We start from the raw sequence: 21595 nt of genomic DNA, 5'->3' as shown, positions 1-21595 counted from the left end.
AATTTTCAGTGTCAACTAACTAAACTCTTCTCTCTCATACTTTTCCAACAACATTTTCCTAACGTACTCTCTACATTCCGTTGATAAACTAGATCGTTCGGGGTGAATAATGTCCCCGTAAGGCTTACCTCCGAGAAATTTGACTTCGCCAGTGAACTTCTTTTCTACCGTGGCATCGTATCCATTGAAATGGACAAATATTGATTGATGTTCTGTTCGTTGGAAATCGATTATACTTATTTTGTGATAATGTTTTTGAGTCATGTGTCCTCTCCTCATTCAGTCGTTACTTCCATCAAAAGCTGTGAGCGAATAGATGTCAAGTGACTTAGGTATAAAACATCGTATTAAAACTGCAACATGAGTGTACTTTCGATAGACTATATTAGGTGAAACGAGGGATTGAACATGGTTCATTTAGCGTTAATTGGTGCGTGGCATGTTCATACAAAAGGGTTTGTAGAAGATGCATTGAAGACTGGACTAGCTCAGTTAGAAGTTGTTTGGGATGATGATGAAAAAAGAGGAAGGGCTTTTGCCGAAGAATTTGATGTACCTTTTGAATCAAATTTAGAAAAACTCCTTAGTAATCCTGAGATTGATGCAGTGATGGTTGAGTGCGCTACGACAAGACATAAAGAAGTAATTATTCAAGCAGCCGATGCGAAAAAGCATATTTTTACCGATAAAGCCTTAGCTCTCTCTGTTGATGAATGTTTAGAGATTAAAGAAGCCATCGAAAAGCACAAGGTGAAGTTTATGATTTCGCTAGAATCGAAAACAATCGGTGCATACCGTTATGCAAAACAATTGATTGACAACGGGCAGCTAGGGCGAGTGACGTCTGCTTATTTCAGACGCGCTCATCAGGCTGCACTCGACGAGACGATGCTTCCTTCTTATTGGTTTGATGCGGCGGAAACAGGTGGCGGGGTGACATTAGATCTTGGTTGTCATGGTCTCTATTTGTTGCCATATTTTTGTGGGGTTCCTAAGAAGATTACTTGCTTGATGAATGAGCTCTATGGTACTGGAAACGATGAAAACTCGACGACACTTATTGAGTTCGAAGATGGTGCAATAGGAACAGCTCATACATCGTTTGTTGCCTCTAGACTAGATAACACGCTTGAGATTATTGGAACAGAGGGCAGTTTAGTCATTACCGGTCGAAATCAATCGACCTTCAGAGTGTGGTTACAATCTAAGCATGTACCGGGTCATGAAAACCTAGAACCTGTCCCTCTCGAGCAGCTTCTTCTTGATGAGGAAATGCCTAGTGCTCAATTTATTAGGCTGATCGTATCGAATGATTCGCAATCGATCCAAGACTTTGATATCGATGCGGCGATCTCGTTAACACGGTTGATCGAATGCGCTTATACTGCAGCGAAGGAAGAAAGAACGATCACGTATTGATCGTTCAGCCAAAAAGGAGGACGTATGATATCACGTCCTCCTTCTTTTCTAAATTATGTCCCGCAATAAGTTTGGTACGGGCGGTTTGTTGGCTCAGGCAACGTTGAGTACTCTTCTTGTTCAAGAGAATGCGCGTATGGATTAGATAACACATCAAGAAGCTTGCTCATCACGCTCTGATCACCATTCACCGCCGCTTCAAGAGCAGCCTCCACTCGGTGATTACGAGGGATCACTGCAGGATTATGATTGCGCATTAATTGCTGCGTAGCTTCAGATGACTCTTGTTGCCTATCTTGTCTCGCTTTCCAAAGTTCTTGCCACCCGACAAATTCTGGAGCTTTACCTAAAGTAGTCTCCCCCATCGTACCGTAAGTTAACGCACGGAAAGTATTGGTATAGTCCACTTCGTACTTTTGCATCATACCAAGCAAGGAATCAATCAGAGTTGCATCTCCTTCCTCTTCATGAAACAACCCTAGCTTTGCTCTCATTCCTTCTAACCATTTGCTTCGATATAACGCTGTAAACTCTGAGATCGCATCTTGGGCGATTTCTACCGCTTGCTCCTGATCATGATCAAGAAGAGGCAAAAGTGTCTCAGCAAAACGGGCAAGATTCCAGCCAGCAATATAAGGTTGATTGCTATAAGAATAGCGTCCTTGTCGATCAATGGAGCTGAATACCGTATTCGGGTGATAGACATCCATGAAGGCACATGGACCATAATCAATCGTTTCTCCGCTAATCGACATATTGTCGGTGTTCATCACGCCATGAATAAAGCCAACGAGTTGCCACTTTGCAATTAGCTCGGCCTGACGTTTGATCACTTCTTGAAGCAGGAAAAGATAACGATTAGACGATGAATCTGCATGTGTGAAATGTCGTTGCAAGGTGTAATCCGCTAAAGATTGAAGATCGTCAACTGAGCCCCATTTAGATACAAATTGAAAGGTTCCGACGCGCACATGACTAGATGCGGTACGAGTCAAAACTGCCCCAGGTTGTTCGGTTTCACGGATGACATCTTCCCCTGTTGTCACCACAGCTAGGCTACGAGTTGTAGAAATCCCAAGTCCATGCATCGCTTCACTGATGATATATTCACGTAGCATCGGACCAAGACCTGCTCGACCATCTCCCCCACGTGAATAAGGTGTTCTGCCCGCACCTTTTAACTGAATATCAACTTTTCTCCCATCCGGTGTGATCTGCTCTCCAAGCAAGATCGCCCGACCGTCTCCGAGTAGCGTAAAATGTCCAAATTGATGCCCCGCGTATGCTTGAGCAAGAGGCATAGAGCCTCTTGGAATCTCGTTTCCAGCAAATACATCGACACCTTCGTTACCTTTCAGCTTGTCTGCTTCTAATCCAAGAGATGATGCCAACGCATGATTATAGATGACCAATTTCGGTGAAGATACTGGTGTTGGATTCAGGCTACTAAAGAAAAATTCCGGTAAGTTCGCGTAACTATTCTCTAAATTCCAGCCTCTTTCCGTCCGTTTTTTTTCCTGTGTCATCATATCTCCCTTTCTTTGTCTTCTTATTCTCTACTTGTTCTCAAATTAAACAAAAATCATAGGTAACCTATGATCTTTGTTCGTTACTTGTTTACGGTTAACCATTGGTTCTTCATTATCGTATGCTTCTTCTTCCTAATCATACTCATTTCACGCATTGTATGCACGGTTGCTGCCTACTTAAACCAGCCCTTCTCTTTAAACCTGGAAATGGCTTCTATTCGATTTCCGACATCTAGCTTATCAAGAATAGCAGAAATATAATTTCGGACCGTACCATTTGTTAAATAGAGCTCACTAGCGATCTCGTTCGTGCTTTTTCCTTCTGCAATCAGTTCCATCACTTGTTTTTCACGATTAGTGAGTGGGTTGGGATCATCGTAGGCAAGATCAATGAGTTCAGGAGCATAAATACGTCGACCGTCCATAATAACACGAATGGATTTCGCTAATTCTTCACTCGGACTATCTTTTAGTAAATAGCCTCTCACATCTGCCTTTCTCGCTCGCTCAAAATATCCTGCTCTAGCAAATGTTGTTAAAATAATCACCTTACAAGATTCATCCATAATCTCTTCTGCGACATCAAGTCCGCTTTTAATCGGCATCTCAATATCCATAATACAAATATCTGGCTGATGCTCCTTCACCAACATCAATGCCTCTTCCCCGTTCCTTGCCTTTCCTACGACTTCCATATCTTCTTCTAAATCAAGCAAAGAACTAAGAGCTCCAAGCAACATCCGCTGATCTTCGGCAATCACAATTCGTATCACGTTAATTCCCCCTAATCGTTTGCATGATAATATTTGGCACTCGAATATCGAGAGTCGTTCCGTTTGACATGGTCATATCTAAGCTTCCATTAATAAATTCCAACCGTTCTCGAATTCCACGAAGTCCGTTTCCTTCATAAGAACCGCTTTCATCTTGAATCCCATTCCCATCATCCTTGATCACTATTTGCAGTTCATTATCTAATTCTTTAATTACAACCGTACAAGTCTTCGCTTTGCTATGTTTTGTCACATTCGTTACCGCTTCTTTTAAGCACATACTGACAACATTTTCAACTAACAAAGGCGTGTTAGTTAAGCGAGCATCCCCTTCAAACATAAACTCTATTTGAGCCGCTCTTAGTATTTGCTGCACATGGATGATCTCATCTTCGAGTTTAACCCCTCGCATATCAGAGACCATTTCTCGAACTTCTTTTAATGCGGTTCTCGCCGTTTGGTTAATATCGAGCATTTCAGTTTTGGCAGCGTCTGGATCTCGCTCAATTAACTTCCGAGCTAAGTCACTTTTCAAACCAATCAATGACAGTTTCTGACCAAGCGTATCATGAAGATCACGTGCGATCCGTTGACGTTCTTCAATGACAATAAACTTAGAGATACGCTCGTTGGCATCTTCTAATTGTCCCTCAAGCGTTTCGCGTTTGTTTCGGTTATACATATTTACCGGCAAAAGGATGACTCCAATCACACAAATTATAATAAATGGGAATTGTGTATAGAATAACTCACTTTGTGTGAAGAAGCTTACACTTACTGCAATAATCGTCGTGACGAGATGGACGACATATAACGTGAAAAAGCCAGCCTTACTTTGGATGTTTCCAATAAAGAATGCTAAGAAAAGAGCAAAATAAACATAGCCGTAAAAAAGGGTCATCCCTATACTTATCGCCATCTCAATACTAACCCAAAGATAAATCAACTTCCCTTTAGTAATAAACGATAACCGATACGAAACAAAGAATAATAAGATCATAATGATCCCAAAAATTATTTCAAAAGCCGAAGATAATCTAAAGATAAAATAAAAAGGTAAAACACAGAAAATGATCCAGACGTACACGCTAAGTCCCGTGTTTTTAGGAAAGATATTATACCAGCTTTGCATCACGGACCGCCTCTCTTGTTTACAATCGATAAATTATTTTTCTACTACTTATGATACAATAATTAACAATTTTTTTGTGATTTAATGAAGAAACGAAAAACCATTCAATACGTTATTGAACGGTTTTCTCGTTTTACTATTTATTGTTGCTTTGAAGTCTAGGTTGGCTTTTCTTTAAATCCTCACTTGCACTGGATTTCGAGATAAGATGTTTCACCTGTTTAAAACTTACAAAAGTTTTACTCGTTTGATCGTACAAACGGAAACGAATCGATTGTAAGCTTGATCTCACAGTAATCGTTGTTGCTTGTTGAAGTGGTGGTGTCGTTTCATGTACTTTTTCTAAGTTGTAGTTCGGCACTCTTGGACTTAAATGATGAATATGGTGGTAGCCAATATTCCCAGTTACCCATTGTAAAACTCTCGGGAGCTTATAGTATGAACTGCCATCAATTGCAGCTTTTACATAATCCCACTCTTTTTCATCTTCAAAGTATGAATCTTCAAATTGATGTTGTACATAAAATAACCAAATTCCTAATGCTCCAGATACGAACAAGATCGGTGCCTGCACGAGTAGGAATGCTTGCCACCCAATTAACCAAATAACTAGTGAATAAACAGCTACAACAGAAATATTGATGACATGAGTATTGATTCGTTCTTTCTTTCTTGCATCTTTACGATTAAAGCGATTCGCAATGAAGAACAAGAAAAGAGGTCCGAGCCCAAACATTACAAGTGGATTACGATACAGTCGGTACGCCAAACGCTCTTTAAACGAGGCATTGACATACTCATCGATCGTCATAATCCACACATCACCTGTACCACGTTTATCTAAATTACTACTTGTGGCATGATGAATCGAGTGCTCCCGCTTCCATTTTTCGTATGGAAACAACGTAATCACACCTGTAATGGTCCCGATAATATTATTCGCTTTTTTGTTTTTAAAGAACGATCCATGACAACAATCATGAAAAATGATAAAGGTTCGAATGACAAACCCTGCAGCGACAATTGCTAAGGCAAACGTTAACCAGATAGAAACAGACAAACTTTGATACGCTAGAAACCACAGTAAGAAGAACGGCGGAATCGTGTTGATTATTTGTTTCATGCTTGATTTAACATCTGACTTCTCGAACTGCGCAATGCTTTTTTTAAGTTGAGATAGTTTTTGAGTACTCATATTTCCTCCTCAAGAGAATGGATTTAATCATTTTTGATATTTTGTTACCCTCATCATATAAGATAACCAATCCACTAAGTAGTCATGAACGTCAAGAAAGAGATATGACAAGTGTCATATCTCTTTCTTGGGGGATCTCTATTTCATAACAAGGTGTCAAAGAAACCATAAAGCAAAACAATCTTACACTCTTTGGCAAGAGCTTCTTTCAATCAGTGTAACCGGCACTTTTACTGATAAAAATTGTTTTCTCTTTAGGTTAATTTATGGAATTCTGAGGTTGCGGCTTATGTAAACCGCTCCTGAACTATACGTCGCTAAATTAACGCATCGTTCGTATCCTGAGTTAAACTCATTAGTTATGTCGCAGACTCTACGTATGTTGCGTCCCCCCGATTGCTACTTGTTGATTTTGTAATGCAAAGATCTGATCTTGCCAACCTAACGTGTTTAAAACGTAACCAAGAGAGTCTGCATTGTATCTTCCTGCTATTTTTTGATAGGCTAATAACTCATACACATGATTTGAATCAAAATCTACCGGATACAAACCGCTTAATGGATTGACAAACCCATGTATCGGACTTTTTAAAGCGCCGTTTTGATGATAAATTTCGTTTAAATACGCACGATCTCGTGTGGAAATATCTATTACGTATTTTGTATTATTTATTTGGCTAATCACTTCGACATTATAATAATTTTGAAAGGTTACTTCATATTGAAAATGTTGATTGTACACATTAAAATCAAAAAGCAGTTGTGGTATATTATGAAGGAATGAATAGATGTAATGGTACATTATCGCACCACTCCCTCCTGTATTGATACTGATTAAGATATCAGCAACTCCATTTCCGGTAAAATCCCCTAAAAACAAAGTAGGATTATAACCAGTGTTATCACTTAATGGTACTCTTGTCACTGAGCCTGATCGTCCGTCTTGGACCACGAGTGTGATGTCTTGAATATACGGGCTATCAGGTGTTTGCTTTCCCGTGAGATAGACATGGTCATTCCAGCCACCTCCTGTTACATCTCCCTTTGCATAAGCAACAACATGCGTCTGATCAACATTCACCATCGAATCATTCATCATATCCGCCCCTTTTCCTAAAAGCTCTATGACTATCCTATGGGCGAATGAAAATATTGCTACTTAGAACGTAGCGATTTCAAGAGCTACTCTTCATTCTTCGCTATATATTATCCGTTCACTTTTACCCGCACTCTTTTTGGTTAATAATGAATCAAAGAGGTCACCTTCATTACTACTCAAAAGTGCGGTATATTCAAACCGAGCATTTGTTCAGGGAGTGACTTGTGATACAATATTGTCTATTAAATAGTGTAGAATGGAAAAACATTCTATACCTAACTCCTAAATAGAAAAGGCGTGAGAAAACATGGAACATAATTCTTCCAATTTCATACGAAATACGATAAAAGAAGATATAGAGTCCGGTAAACGAAACCATGTAATAACTCGTTTCCCACCCGAACCCAATGGGTACCTACATATTGGACATGCGAAATCAATCGTTATTAACTTTGACTTGGCTGATGAGTTTAACGGGAAAACAAATCTGCGCTTTGATGATACGAACCCACTAAAAGAAGATGCAGAGTATGTTCATGCGATTAAAGAAGATGTTAAGTGGCTTGGATATGATTGGGATGGTCTGTTCTTTGCCTCTGATTACTTCCAAGAAATGTACAATAAAGCGGTTTTACTCATTAATAAAGGCAAAGCTTATATTGATGATCTTTCAGCAGATGAAATTCGTGAATACCGTGGTACGTTAACAGAGGTCGGAAAAGACAGTCCTTATCGTAACCGTTCCATCGAAGAAAACTTAGACTTATTCGAACGTATGCGTCAAGGCGAGTTTGGCAACGGCGAAAAAGTATTGCGCGCAAAAATTGACATGAGCTCTCCTAATATTAATCTAAGAGATCCTGTCATTTACCGGATTTCTCATACAACACACCATAATACAGGAGATGAATGGTGCATCTACCCAATGTATGCATTCGCTCACCCATTAGAAGATGCAATTGAAGATGTGACACATTCGATCTGCACAACAGAATTTGAAGATCAACGCCCTCTTTACAACTGGATCATTGAAGAATGTGAGACGCCAAGCGTTCCGCAACAAATTGAGTTTGGTCGCTTAAATATTACGAATGCCGTGATGAGTAAACGCAAATTAAAGCAGCTTGTTGATGAAGGCTATGTCGATGGATGGGATGACCCACGGATGCCGACCATTTCAGGGCTAAGAAGAAGAGGCTATACAGCTGGGGCGATCCGTACATTTGTACGTGAGACAGGAATTTCTAAGGGGTCAGGTGCTGTTGACTCGCAAATGCTCGATTACTTCGTACGTGAGGACTTAAAGTTAAAGGCACCTCGTACGATGGGAATTCTTCGACCGCTAAAAGTTGTCATTACTAACTATCCTGAAGGACAAGTTGAAATGCTCGATGCGGAGATCAACCCTGAAAATCCAGAAATGGGAACAAGACAAATTCCATTCTCACGAGAAATTTATATTGAACAAGAAGATTTTATGGAGAATCCACCGAAGAAATACTTCCGCCTCTTCCCTGGTAACGAAGTACGCCTGAAGCATGCTTACTTCATTAAATGTGAAGATGTCATTAAGGACGAAGATGGAAACGTCGTTGAAATCCATTGTACGTACGACCGTGAAACAAAGAGTGGCTCAGGCTTCACAGGCCGTAAAGTCAAAGGAACATTGCATTGGGTCGAAGCGACACAAGCTGTCCCTGCCGAATTCCATTTGTACCAGCCGCTTCTATTAAGCGACGATGTAGAAGAGACAGAAGAAGCAGAAGCAACAGAACCAGCAGTCGAAAAAACATTCCTCGATCAAGTAAATCCTGATTCACTTGAAGCGTTAAAAGGGTTTGTTGAGCCAAACATGAAAGACGTAAGCCCACAAGACAAGTTCCAATTCTTCAGACACGGCTATTTCAATGTCGACCCAAAAGACACAACTAAAGAAAACCTTGTGTTTAACTTGATTGTTTCGTTGAAAAGTTCGTTTAAGCTTTAAAAAGAAATAGGAAAAGACCTGCGAATAGGCTCGCAGGTCTTTTCTGTGGTGGGGATGCAAATTAAGTGACCATTCATCATAAAAGGGAAATTTTTTCAGCCCTTAGTTTCTAATTTGTTTGTTGACGTTTTTAATTTTTTTACAGAATGATCAAGGTAAATGTCTAGGTAAGTGTTATCAGAAAGCTTTATAACGACAGCCAAATCAGTAACAGCAATGTCTTCAACAATTTTACCTACCAGTTTTTCAGGTACTACATTAAATTCGTTAGCTTCCATTTTCATGAACTCCCTTTATAAGTTAGCGACGCCACCGACTCAACGTGCGTACTATGCGAAAACATATCTACTGGCTGCACTTCTTTTGTCTGATATCCACCGTCTTCTAGCACTCGCAAGTCTCTTGCTAGTGTTGATGGGTTACAGGAGACGTAGACGACGCGTTTCGGTTGCATGTTCAAGATTGTCTCAAGCAGTTTTTCGTCACAGCCTTTTCGTGGTGGATCAACGACGATGACGTCTGGGCGAACCCCTTGTGCGTACCACCATGGCATGACGTTCTCTGCCTCACCTACAGCAAAGTCGACATTGGTAAAGCCATTCATTTCAGCATTTTTCTTCGCGTCAGAAATGGCCTCAGGTACAATTTCCACACCGTAGACATGCTTTGCTTTTTGGGCGAGGAATAAAGAAATGGTCCCAATCCCGCAGTACGCATCAATTACTGTCTCATCGCCTTTTAGATCGGCGTATTCTAGCGCTTTATCATAAAGCACTTTCGTTTGGTCTGGGTTTACTTGATAGAAAGAGCGAGCCGAGATGGCAAATCGAATGTCTCCAATCGAATCATAAATATACTCATCGCCCCACAGGACTATTGATTGATCTCCGAAAATCACATTAGTACGCTTAGGATTGACATTTTGTACAATTGATTTGACCTTCGGGATTGCTTGTTTAATGTCTTCAATGATATTTTTCTTATTTGGAAGCTCTTTCCCTCTTGTTACGAGGACGACCATGATGTCTCCTGTTTGTTTCCCGTACCGTGCGACAACGTGACGAAGAGTACCTAAATGCTTATCTTCATCATATCCACGAATGCCGTATTTCTTAACAATCTCCTTGACATGGCTGACGACTTCATCGTTCTCTTGATGCTGTATTAAACATTCGTCCATATCGATAATCCTGTGGCTGCGCTCTTGATAGAAGCCAGCGATCAATCCATTCTCGTCTTCACCCACTGGTACTTGAGCTTTGTTACGGTAACGCCACGGGTCATTCATCCCAAGTGTTGGGTGAACGGGAATGTCTGTGATTTGGCCAATTCGCTCTAACACATCTTGGATTTGCTTTTGCTTATATTGTAGCTGAGCCTCGTAGCTCATATGCTGAAGCTGACAGCCACCACATTGGTTGTAGATTGGACAAGGGGGCTCTGTGCGGTTTGGGCTTTCTTCGATCGTTTCAAGAATGCGCGCAAACCCGTACCCTTTTTTCGTTTTTACGACTTTCACCTTTACCATTTCTCCCGGAAGTGCTTTAGGGATAAATAAGGCGTAGCCATCTACTTTCGCTACGCCTGCACCGTCGTGGGTTAAATCTTCTATTTGTACATCAATAATCTCATTTTTTTCAACTGGTGCTTGTTGTTTGCTCATTTTTATAGCCGTCCTTTTCGCTTTTATTTCTGATGTGATTGTAGCATATTTTTCGGATAGATACGAAGAACGCTTCACATTCTATTGCGTGGGTAAGTGGTTATGCGACGACTTCAGACGAAGAATTCTATCTGTGATTTGGGTTGTGAGAATAAAAGAGATGAGTTGTCGCTGTTTGTTTTTCCATTTTTTTGCTGCATTTGCGCTAATATATAGTATATTTGCGCGAAAAGCCTTCATTATTGCGTGAAAACCTTCTTCAAATGCGCGGAAACGATCCTGTTTTGCGCGAAAGTCTCCTCACTCGCTCAATTCAGATCACCACAACCTCCCGCTACAAACGTAAAAAAGCTACCTTACTCACTCAAGGCAGCCTCTATCGATTTTATTTACGCTGTTTTTTACGGTTTTTCGGTGTGAGCATGTTGAAATGTTGATAAAGATTAACAAATTCAGCTGGTAACGCGCCACCGTGCTCACCATCTAAATTAAGCTGCATGTCACTATCCACATGAACTTTTATTCGATTTGCTTGAACATACATTACTTTCGGATGCGTCAGATGTTCCCCGCGCATCGCAAGGGTAACAAGTTGTAAGAACTCAGGGAATGAGATCTTTTTAACAATTATAAAATCAAACATTCCATCCTCTAATGAAGCTTCTGGTGCTAGACGTTCGAAACCTCCGACAGAATTCGTATTGGACACGAGAAACATCATAATTTCCCCTTCAAACATTTTTCCGTCGTACTCAATACGTACGTGAGTCGGTGCAACTTGTGGTAATTTTTCTAATCCCTTAATGTAATACGCTAATTGACCCAGCATTGTTTTGAGCTTACTAGGAACTTCATAGGTAAGTTCAGTTAGTGTTCCGCCTGCTGCGATGTTAATAAAATATTTATCATTGACCTGTCCGATATCAATTGGATCAACATGACCATCGCATAGCACATCGCATGCCTTTTCAATTTCTTTTGGGATATGAAGAGCTCTGGCGAAGTCATTTGTTGTGCCTGCAGGAATGAGTCCAAGCATTGGTCGCTTCTCAAGTTCGGCTAGGCCATTTACCACTTCAAATATCGTTCCGTCCCCGCCTGCTGCAATAACCAGGTCGACTCCTCGTTCAGCCGCTAATCTAGCTGCCCGTTTAGCGCAACCTTCCCCTGTGGTTGCATGTGCCGATGTTTCATACCCTGCTTTTTCAAGGCGTTCTAGCACATAAGCAAGGTTCTTTCGAATCTGTTCACGTCCAGAAGTTGGGTTATAGATAAGACGTGCTCTTTTCATAGCGATCCCCTACTTTTATTAATATTCTTTTTTATTCAAGCCACAATTTGTCAAATAGTCTTGTCTGTATTGTACCCTACTGAATGCATAATGAACAATTGTTACACTTAACTCCATCGTATGTAAAATGTTGATGTACATGCCAATCTAGTGTTAATGACCATCAAAGGTCTGAGTGCTCACTATCTTTTCTTTATAATATATACCCACATTGCGACTAGCAAAATCCCTACTAAAAGATACCCATATATCACTTGCTTTCATCCTCCTCAAAAAAACGAGTGGGTCCCCTCCAAGGTTCTCCACTCGCACTTATCCCCTGACGTAGGAGAGTATGTGTTAACGTTTCTTAATTTCTTCTAATAAGATCTTATTCACCATAGGCGGGTTAGCTTTCCCTTTTGAAGCTTTCATAATTTGACCGACTAAGAAACCAATGGCGCGTTCTTTACCACTTTTGAAGTCTTCAATGGACTGGTCATTGTTATCAAGTACCTCAGTCACCATCTTAAGAAGCTCGCCTTCATCAGAGATTTGAACAAGTCCTTTGTCTTTAACGATTTGCTCTGGGTCTCCGCCTTGTTCAATCAGGTCTTTAAACACTTTTTTCGCGATTTTTGAGGAAATTATTCCTTTTTCGATCAGTTGAATCATTTTGGCTAGGCCTTCTGGTGTTAGAGCAACGTCTTGAAGTTCTTTTTGCTCAGCGTTTAAGTACTCATTAACAGCCCCCATGAGCCAGTTCGATGCAAGTTTTGCATCTCCACCTTGTTCAACAGTTGCTTCAAAGAAATCAGCCATTTCTTTAGTAATCGTTAGCACTGTTGCATCGTATTCCGGAAGTCCAAGCTCTTTGACATAACGCTTCTTTCTTGCATCCGGAAGCTCTGGAATCTCAGCTCGAATGCGTTCTTTCCACTCATCGTCAATATAAAGAGGGATCAAATCTGGCTCTGGGAAATAACGATAATCATCAGACCCTTCCTTCACACGCATTAGGAGTGTCTTGCTTGAAGCTTCATCAAAACGACGTGTTTCTTGCTCGATAATGCCACCTGCTAAAAGAACTTGCTCTTGACGTTTCACTTCATACTCTAGTCCTTTGCGTACGAAGTTGAAGGAGTTTAAGTTTTTTAACTCTGCTTTTGTACCGAATTTCTCTTGTCCCACTGGGCGAAGAGAAATATTGGCATCACAACGTAATGAGCCTTCCTCCATCTTACAATCAGATACATTAGTATATTGAACAATGGACTTAAGCTTCTCTAGATACGCATACGCTTCTTCTGGAGTGCGAATGTCTGGTTCTGAAACAATCTCAATTAACGGTGTTCCTTGACGGTTATAATCCACGAGAGAATACCCATTTCCTGAGTGAGTCAGTTTACCCGCATCCTCTTCAAGGTGAAGACGTGTAATCCCTATACGTTTTTTTTTGCCGCCTACTTCGATATCGATCCAACCATTTTCACCAATTGGCTTGTCAAATTGGGAGATCTGATATGCTTTTGGGTTATCTGGGTAGAAGTAATTTTTACGGTCAAACTTTGTATCTGTTGCTACTTCACAGTTCAAAGCCATCGCAGCTTTCATTGCATACTCAACCGCTCGCTTGTTTAAGACAGGAAGAACGCCCGGATACCCAAGGTCAATGACGCTCGTATTCGCATTCGGCTCCGAACCGAAGTGGTTTGGACTGGCTGAGAAAATTTTTGAATCTGTTTTTAACTCGACGTGTACTTCAAGGCCAATAATCGTTTCAAAATTCATCGCTCTATTCCCCCCTTACAATACTGGTTTTTTTGTGTGATAATCAGTTGCCGTTTCAAACGCGTGTGCGACGCGGTAAATTGTACTTTCATCAAAGTGCTTCCCAATGATTTGTAAGCCTAGAGGTAAGCCATCTTGGAAGCCACATGGGACAGAGATTCCTGGTACCCCCGCTAAGTTAACTGGGATGGTTAAGATATCGTTGGCATACATCGTCATTGGGTCATCCGTTTTCTCACCAATCTTGAAAGCTGGCGTTGGCGTGGTTGGTCCAACAATTACATCATATTGTTCAAAAATCTTCTCAAAATCTTGCTTAATCAACGTACGTACTTGTTGTGCTTTTTTATAATACGCATCGTAGTAACCTGAACTTAACGCAAATGTTCCAAGCATAATCCGACGCTTTACCTCGTCACCGAATCCTTCTGCACGTGTTTGCTTGTACATTTCAAGTAGGTTGTCAGCATTGTCTGTCCGATAACCGTAACGAACTCCATCAAAACGAGACAAGTTCGCTGATGCTTCTGAAGATGACAATAAGTAATATGTTGCTAGTGCGTATTTAGAGTGCGGGAGGGATACTTCTTCCCACGTCGCCCCTTGCCCCTCTAATACTTTTAATGCATCAAGCACCGATTGCTTCACGCTCTCTTGAACGCCTTCACCCAAATATTCTTTTGGCACAGCGATCTTTAATCCTTTTACATCTCCAGTTAACGCCGATAAGAAATCAGGGACGTCAACATTCGCTGATGTTGAATCCATTGGATCCACACCAGCAATCGATTGTAGTAAATAGGCGTTGTCTTCTACATTACGTGTCACAGGACCAATCTGATCAAGAGACGAAGCGAATGCAACAAGACCAAAGCGTGATACACGACCGTATGTCGGCTTTAATCCAACAACACCACAGTAAGCTGCTGGCTGACGGATTGAACCACCTGTGTCTGATCCAAGTGTAAATGGTACTTCTCCTGCTGCTACAGCTGCAGCCGAACCACCACTTGATCCACCTGGGACATAATCAAGATTCCAAGGATTACGTGTTTTTTGTAATGCCGAGTTTTCCGTTGATGAACCCATGGCGAATTCATCCATATTTAACTTACCAATGGTCACAGATTGAGCATCGCGTAATTTATTGACAACCGTTGCGTCATAAATCGGATCAAAGTTCTCTAAAATGCGACTCGAGCATGTGGTACGTAAGTTCTTTGTGACAATATTATCTTTCACTCCAATCGGTATCCCAAATAATAAGCCTCGTGTTGCGTCCGTTCCGATCGCCTCATCTAATTCCGCTGCATAGGCACGAGCTCTTTCCTCATCTAATGTTAAAAAGGCTTGCACTTTGCCGTCTACGTCCGCAATACGTTTGTAGGACTCGTCGACAAGTTCAGATACCTTTACCTGCTTACTTTGAAGCATTGTATGTAGTTCTTTTACTTTATGGTCAAATAATGACATGAAGCTTGTCCCCCCTACTCTATGATAGACGGCACACGGATATGGCCATCTTCGTGATCTGGTGCATTCTTTAGTACGTCTTTGATCGGTAAACCTTCTGATGGCTTATCCTCGCGTAACACATTTTTCATGTTAAGAATATGTGATGTTGGTTCCACACCTGTTGTATCCAGTTCATTTAGTTTTTCAGCAAACGTAATGATGGCATCAAGTTGACCTTGAAATTTAACCGCTTCTTCGTCTGTAATCGCAAGTCTTGCTAAGTTTGCAACGTGCTTTACCTCATCTGTTGAGATGCGTGACATCCCAATCACCTCCAGTAGTTGTTCGTGCATGCAGATAATATTCATTATGATACCAAATTCAACACCTATAGGCAATAAAGCCCAATACAATCAAGACCACTTTATTCCTTTAAAGTACTTTGATTACGGCGTTATTTTTTCGAATTTCTTTTTGCTTTTTCTGAAAACATTAAAAGAAGGTTACCCGCTTTGCAGGTAACCTTCTCCAGATCACAATTATTGCTTTAATTCTTCTTCTACTTGATCAAATTGTGCTTGGATGTCTGCAGATGGTTCTTTATCGATTAGACTAAAGACAACGACAGCAATTGCCGCTAGGAAGAAACCAGGAATGATTTCATAAAGCCCTAGAATTGGATATTGATCTGCACTTAGGCCAAACCAACGATCAAGCTCTGCCCAAAGAATAACCGTAACACCACCGACGATCATACCAGCTAAAGCACCGTTACGTGTCATGCGTTTCCAGAATAAGGCGAGAAGTAAAACCGGTCCAAAGGCAGCACCAAAACCTGCCCAAGCGTATCCAACAAGTTCAAGTACGGTACTATCTGGATTATAAGCAAGAACGATGGCTACTAAAGCAATTACGACCACCCCGATACGACCGACCCAAACAAGCTCCGTTTGAGAAGCTTTTTTACGAATGAATCCTTTGTATACATCCTCTGCAAGCGCACTTGAAGAAACAAGGAGCTGAGAGTCAATCGTAGACATGATCGCCGAGAGGATCGCCGCTAATAAGAAACCAGAGATCCACGGGTTAAAGAGAATTTGCGTAAATAAGATAAAGACTGTTTCATGAGATCCGTCACCGATCGCAGCACCTGCTGGACCGTTCACAGAGAAGTAAGCAATACCGATAAAACCAGTAAAGATTGCTCCAAATAAAGCCAAGACCATCCAAGTCATTCCAACAAGACGCGCTTTTGGAATTTCTTTAATGGATTTAACTGCCATAAAACGAGTCAAGATATGAGGCTGACCGAAGTAACCAAGGCCCCATGCGAGAAGTGATAGAATCGAGATAATTCCAACACCAGTAAATGCATCTAAGTAAGATGGATCAATGGCACCAACAGCATTAACTGTTTCGCTCCAACCACCCATTTCACTGACCGCTACGATAGGAACAAGAACTAGTGCTAAGAACATTAAGATCCCTTGGAAGAAATCCGTCCAACTTACCGCTAAGAATCCTCCTAGGAATGTATACGAAATAATAACAATCGCACCAATCCATAAGGCTTGATTATACGTCATTCCAAATGACGATTCAAAAAGTAAGGCTCCCCCTACAAGTCCTGAAGACGTGTAAAATGCAAAGAAAACTAAAATAACTAAAGCCGAGATAATACGTAACGACTTTGATGTATCATTAAAACGATGTTCTAAAAAGTCTGGTAATGTAATGGAGTCATTCGCAACCTTAGTATATGTGCGAAGACGCGCCGCCGTGAATTGCCAGTTCAAGTAAGCACCTACTGCTAAACCAACTGCGAGCCATATTTCACTCATTCCACCGACATACATAGCGCCCGGTAAGCCTAGTAATAGCCAACTACTCATATCAGATGCCCCTGCACTCAAGGCAGCAACACTACCGCCTAGGCTTCGTCCCCCAAGTACATAGTCTGATAAGTTACTTGTCATCTTATAGGCTATGAGTCCAATGACGAGCATACCAACTAAATACACTATAAAAGTTATAATTGTAGCTAATTCCAATGTTATCCTCTCCTCCTATACCTCAGTAACGAAACTAGTGAAAACAAAATCAATAATGGCATGGGTATATACAATAGCATCCAAGTAGCTGTTGTTAATCCAAGATCCATCCAGACACCTCCGTCCTAATGTTTAATTTATACAGTAATTATACAATCACAAACAAGCAACACTACAGCACCAAACAAAGACAAATCAATATCCGCGAAAATAATCATAACACACTATAAATAACTGAACATTCTTTTTTTTATTTTTAGAATTTATAAATGAATAATTATACACAAATACAGCTCATGTAACCGCATTCTTTTCTATATAGTGATATATATTCATGAAAATAAATGAACATTAATTTCTTTACTTCAATAAAGTAATTATAGATTCTCCCATAATTTTGTAGAGAATGTCAGTTTTTCACTGAAAATTTTTGTAGTTTTCCCCTTTTTAAAATGCTATTCTAACGTTTCTTTTATTATGAAGGTTGTTCAAAAAAATGCTAAAAAAGACCACTTCTAAAAAGAAAAGTGGTCTTAACATCATTCATTATCTTGAACCCTTAATGTACGGTTTCCCGATGGCTTTCGGTGCTTCAGCACGTCCGACAAAGCCTGCTAATGCAAGAATCGTTAACACATATGGTGCAATCATTAAGAAAACTGGCGGTACACCTGCTAATAGTGGAATTTGTTGTCCTGTGATACTTAATGCTTGAGCAAGTCCAAAGAATAACGCAGCCCCAAGTGCACCTAGTGGGTTCCATTTTCCGAAGATTAATGCAGCAAGCGCCATGAACCCTTGACCAACAATTGTTGTACCCGAGAAGTTCCCTGTAACCGTTAGAGCAAATACCGCTCCACCAAGTCCAGCGAATGCGCCACTAAGCATGACACCAAGATAACGCATGCGATTCACATTAATCCCCATCGTGTCTGCTGCCATCGGGTGTTCCCCAACAGAGCGGAGACGAAGACCAAATGGTGTATAGAAGACAACTAGATACACTATGACCGCAAGGAGAATTGCCATATAGGACGTAAAGTGAACATTCGAGAAGAATAATGGACCAACAATTGGCCACTCACTTAGTGATAAGAATTCAATATCTGTTCGGTAAATACGATTTGAAATATAATCTGTCTGACCTTTATTGTACAGGAGACGTACTAAGAATACCGTTAAACCAACAGCAAGGAAGTTTAGAGCCACTCCACTAACAATTTGGTCGGCACGGAACGTAATCGATGCAACCGCATGAAATAACGAGAAAAACGCTCCGATTAAAACTGATATCACTAAGGCAAGTAAAATGACACTCATGCCACCCATTCCCATGCCTTCTAAGGTTAACGTCGTTACGATTGCTGTGAATGCCCCCATAACCATCAGACCTTCTAAACCAATATTAACGACACCCGCACGTTCACTGAATAGTCCACCTAATGCCGTTAAAATAAGCGGTGCCGCTGCAAAAATAGCAGCCGGAACAACAAGTGCAAGTATTTGCATGATATCCATTAGATGTCCTCCTTCTTCACACGGTTCATAACCCAGCGAATGATGTAACTAGAAGCTACAAAGAATATAATTAACGCGATAACAATTTCAACTAACTCTGTCGGAACACCCGCTTGTGATTGCATATTTAGCGCACCAATCTTTAAACCGCCAAATAAGAATGAAGCAAGAATGACACCAACGGCTGTGTTTGCACCAAGAAGGGCGACGGCGATCCCGTCAAATCCAACTCCTGAGAAACCTGATAAGATACTCATATATCCGTATGTTCCAAGCCCCTCCATCGCACCTGCGACACCGGCAAAGCTACCACTAATGAGCATAGATAAAATAATATTACGTTGAACATTCATCCCAGCGTATTGTGAGGCATGCTGGTTGAGCCCTACTGCACGTAATTCATACCCTTTTGTTGTTCTCCATAAAATAAACCACATAATCACACAAGCTAATACCGCTACCACAAATCCCCAATGTAGCCTTGAGTAATCTGTCAGCGATTGTAATAATGGTGATGAAAGAGAAGCCGATTGATTAATTGAATCGGTTCTCTCTCCTGGTACAATTAAGTACGTACGAATAATAGCATTAGCCGAGAATAGAGCAATGTAATTCATCATGATTGTGACGATAACTTCATGTACATGAAATCTTGCTTTTAATAATCCAGGAATGAAACCCCATACTGCTCCGGCAAGCGCTCCTGCTAAAATCGCCATTGGTAAGTGAAGGATTGCAGGAAGATCAAAGGCAATTCCGACATAAACAGAAGCCAACCAACCAACAATTAATTGTCCTTCTACACCAATGTTAAATAAACCTGTTCGAAACGCAAAAGCAACTGCGAGACCTGCTAATATAAGCGGTGTCATCATTCGAATCGTTTCTCCAAGGTAGTAGGAGTCACTAAAGATTCCTTTAATTAATGCAGTGTATCCTGTAATCGGATTGTATCCACTGATAAGCATAATAATTGCCCCAATAAAAACCCCTAAAAATACAGCAATCAAAGGAATAGACCAAGACAATAATCGACCTTTAGGAAGCCATTTTGCTATCACTTCGCTTCACCTGCCTTCTCTTTCTTTCCGCCTGCCATTAGGAGCCCAAGTTCTTTCTCATTTGTTTGATCGGCATCAACAATAGCTACAATTTGCCCCTCATACATCACGGCAATTCGGTCACTTACATTTAAAATTTCATCTAATTCAAGCGACATCAACAACACTGCTCGTCCTTTATCTCGTTCTAATATCAGACGCTTGTGGATCGATTCGATCGCTCCAACATCCAAACCACGAGTCGGTTGTGCCGCGATTAGGAAATCCGGTGAGCGGTCTACTTCTCTTGCGATAATCGCTTTTTGTTGATTTCCTCCTGATAAAGCACGTGCTGGTGTGAATTCTGATGGAGTACGCACATCAAAATCTTTGATTAACTCATTCGCCTTTTTATAAATCTCTGTATGATTTAAGACCATATTTTTTGAATACGGTTGCTGGTAGTACGTCTGCAAAACGATATTCTCACCAATAGCAAAATCAAGAACCAAACCATGCTTATGACGATCTTCAGGAATATGTCCGATACCTGATTCGGTCACTTTACGAGGCTTCAAGCCTGCTAATTCTTTTCCGTTTAACTTGATTGAGCCTTGATCGACTTTACGAAGACCAGTAATCGCTTCAATAAATTCAGATTGTCCATTTCCATCTACGCCGGCAAGACCTAATATTTCTCCCGCTTTAATATCGAGATTAAGAGACTTGACTGCATCAACACCCCGTGAGTTTTTAACTGTTAAATCAGCTACAGAAAGTACCGTCTCCGCTGGTGTAGCAGGTGTCTTATCAACTTTAAAGTTTACTTCGCGACCAACCATCATTGCTGCTAATTTGTCTTGGTCCGTTTCACTTACTTCAACGGTTCCAATACCTTTTCCGCGACGAATGACCGTACAACGATCACAAACCGATAGAATTTCTTTCAGCTTATGAGTGATTAGAATAATGGATTTCCCTTCAGCTACTAGGGCTTTCATAATTCCAATTAATTCTTGGATTTCTTGCGGAGTAAGTACGGCTGTCGGCTCATCAAAAATAAGAATATCGGCACCACGATAGAGCGTTTTCAAAATCTCAACACGTTGTTGCATTCCAACTGAAATATTCTCAATCTTCGCATGTGGATCGACTGCTAGACCATAACGTTCTGAAATTTCTTCGACCTCTTTGGCTGCCTTCTTTTTATTTACCATTCCAAATCTCTTTGGCTCATTTCCCATAATGATGTTTTCTGTTACCGTAAATTTGTCAACAAGCATAAAATGTTGATGAACCATACCAATCCCGAGTTTGTTAGCTACGTTAGGGTCGGTGATCTTCACACCCTCACCACGAACTCGAATCTCCCCACGTTCTGGTTGATACAAGCCAAATAAAACATTCATTAACGTTGATTTTCCAGCTCCATTTTCACCAAGTAAGGCATGAATCTCACCTTTTTTAAGCTGGAGTGTAATATTATCATTAGCGACAATGCCAGGAAATTCTTTGCGGATGTTATTCATTTCAATAACATAACTCATCGGATTCACTCCTTACGTATTTAAGAGAAGAGCTGTAGCGTGACAGGTCGATTAACCTGTTGAGTCAAAAAAAGAGGCAATGATGGATTGTGCAAACAGCAATCCGTCATTGTCCCTTTACCATTA

Annotated in this window: 18 protein-coding genes; 2 read left to right on the top strand and 16 right to left on the bottom strand. The window is 40.8% G+C overall.

Translation table 11 applies throughout. The features are described from left to right. Positions 1-15: 15 nt before the first annotated feature. Positions 16-264, bottom strand: coding sequence for a hypothetical protein (locus tag CDZ88_RS00540; protein WP_100371697.1), 249 nt, complete (start codon positions 262-264; stop codon positions 16-18). Positions 265-408: 144 nt separating this feature from the next. Between CDZ88_RS00540 and CDZ88_RS00535 the strand changes: the two genes are divergently transcribed. Further along, positions 409-1419, top strand: a complete 1011-nt coding sequence (locus CDZ88_RS00535) for a Gfo/Idh/MocA family protein (protein WP_100371696.1) — start codon at positions 409-411, stop codon at positions 1417-1419. Positions 1420-1472: 53 nt separating this feature from the next. On the opposite strand, the gene CDZ88_RS00530 is transcribed toward CDZ88_RS00535, so the two are convergent. The 5 genes from CDZ88_RS00530 to CDZ88_RS00510 all read right to left on the bottom strand — a co-directional run bounded on the left by CDZ88_RS00530 (position 1473) and on the right by CDZ88_RS00510 (position 7144). Then, the gene (locus tag CDZ88_RS00530) at positions 1473-2945 is read right to left on the bottom strand and encodes a protein adenylyltransferase SelO (RefSeq protein WP_100371695.1); all 1473 of its coding nucleotides are present in this window, start codon (positions 2943-2945) and stop codon (positions 1473-1475) included. Positions 2946-3121: 176 nt separating this feature from the next. Beyond that, on the bottom strand, positions 3122-3721 hold the full coding sequence (locus tag CDZ88_RS00525; protein WP_100371694.1) for a response regulator transcription factor: 600 nt from the start codon (positions 3719-3721) through the stop codon (positions 3122-3124). A gap of 1 nt (position 3722) precedes the next feature. Then, on the bottom strand, positions 3723-4853 hold the full coding sequence (locus tag CDZ88_RS00520; RefSeq protein WP_100371693.1) for a sensor histidine kinase: 1131 nt from the start codon (positions 4851-4853) through the stop codon (positions 3723-3725). Positions 4854-4989: 136 nt separating this feature from the next. Beyond that, the gene (locus CDZ88_RS00515) at positions 4990-6048 is read right to left on the bottom strand and encodes a Delta(5) desaturase DesA (RefSeq protein ID WP_100371692.1); all 1059 of its coding nucleotides are present in this window, start codon (positions 6046-6048) and stop codon (positions 4990-4992) included. A 373-nt stretch (positions 6049-6421) separates the two neighbouring features. Continuing rightward, positions 6422-7144, bottom strand: coding sequence for a spore coat protein (locus CDZ88_RS00510; RefSeq protein ID WP_100371691.1), 723 nt, complete (start codon positions 7142-7144; stop codon positions 6422-6424). A gap of 310 nt (positions 7145-7454) precedes the next feature. Here CDZ88_RS00510 and CDZ88_RS00505 point away from each other — a divergent pair, with 310 nt between their 5' ends. After that, positions 7455-9134, top strand: coding sequence for a glutamine--tRNA ligase/YqeY domain fusion protein (locus CDZ88_RS00505; RefSeq protein ID WP_100371690.1), 1680 nt, complete (start codon positions 7455-7457; stop codon positions 9132-9134). A 95-nt stretch (positions 9135-9229) separates the two neighbouring features. Here the strand turns inward: CDZ88_RS00505 and CDZ88_RS00500 are convergent, their stop codons facing one another. From CDZ88_RS00500 to CDZ88_RS00455, 10 genes are all read right to left on the bottom strand, one after another. Beyond that, complete coding sequence (locus CDZ88_RS00500) at positions 9230-9412, bottom strand: hypothetical protein (protein ID WP_100371689.1); 183 nt, start codon at positions 9410-9412, stop codon at positions 9230-9232. Positions 9413-9414: 2 nt separating this feature from the next. Next, positions 9415-10797, bottom strand: coding sequence for a 23S rRNA (uracil(1939)-C(5))-methyltransferase RlmD (gene rlmD, locus CDZ88_RS00495; protein WP_100371688.1), 1383 nt, complete (start codon positions 10795-10797; stop codon positions 9415-9417). A 385-nt stretch (positions 10798-11182) separates the two neighbouring features. After that, entirely contained in the window at positions 11183-12088 is a 906-nt protein-coding gene (locus CDZ88_RS00490; RefSeq protein ID WP_100371687.1) for a diacylglycerol kinase, read from the bottom strand. A 339-nt stretch (positions 12089-12427) separates the two neighbouring features. Next, positions 12428-13858 carry an Asp-tRNA(Asn)/Glu-tRNA(Gln) amidotransferase subunit GatB gene (gatB, locus tag CDZ88_RS00485; protein ID WP_100371686.1) on the bottom strand — a complete coding sequence of 477 codons (1431 nt, stop codon included), beginning with the start codon at positions 13856-13858 and terminating at the stop codon, positions 12428-12430. A gap of 15 nt (positions 13859-13873) precedes the next feature. Then, the gene (gatA, locus tag CDZ88_RS00480; protein WP_100371685.1) at positions 13874-15331 is read right to left on the bottom strand and encodes an Asp-tRNA(Asn)/Glu-tRNA(Gln) amidotransferase subunit GatA; all 1458 of its coding nucleotides are present in this window, start codon (positions 15329-15331) and stop codon (positions 13874-13876) included. A gap of 14 nt (positions 15332-15345) precedes the next feature. Beyond that, complete coding sequence (gene gatC, locus CDZ88_RS00475; RefSeq protein ID WP_100371684.1) at positions 15346-15636, bottom strand: Asp-tRNA(Asn)/Glu-tRNA(Gln) amidotransferase subunit GatC; 291 nt, start codon at positions 15634-15636, stop codon at positions 15346-15348. A gap of 216 nt (positions 15637-15852) precedes the next feature. Beyond that, the gene (putP, locus tag CDZ88_RS00470; RefSeq protein ID WP_198507796.1) at positions 15853-17364 is read right to left on the bottom strand and encodes a sodium/proline symporter PutP; all 1512 of its coding nucleotides are present in this window, start codon (positions 17362-17364) and stop codon (positions 15853-15855) included. 546 nt (positions 17365-17910) lie between these two features. Continuing rightward, positions 17911-18882: an ABC transporter permease gene (locus CDZ88_RS00465; protein WP_100371682.1), complete on the bottom strand. Its 972-nt coding sequence runs from the start codon at positions 18880-18882 to the stop codon at positions 17911-17913. Further along, a complete protein-coding gene (locus tag CDZ88_RS00460; protein WP_100374548.1) occupies positions 18882-19940 on the bottom strand; it encodes an ABC transporter permease in 1059 nt (352 codons plus the stop codon). The genes CDZ88_RS00465 and CDZ88_RS00460 overlap by 1 nt, the downstream gene beginning before the upstream one ends. Continuing rightward, positions 19940-21469, bottom strand: a complete 1530-nt coding sequence (locus CDZ88_RS00455; RefSeq protein WP_100371681.1) for an ABC transporter ATP-binding protein — start codon at positions 21467-21469, stop codon at positions 19940-19942. Before CDZ88_RS00455 ends, CDZ88_RS00460 begins: the two co-directional genes overlap by 1 nt. Between the last annotated feature and the right edge of the window lie 126 nt (positions 21470-21595).

Origin of the sequence: Bacillus sp. FJAT-45037 (assembly GCF_002797325.1) — a bacterium.
GTDB lineage: Bacteria > Bacillota > Bacilli > Bacillales > Bacillaceae_D > Alkalihalophilus.
This window is presented reverse-complemented; position numbering and strand designations above follow the sequence as displayed.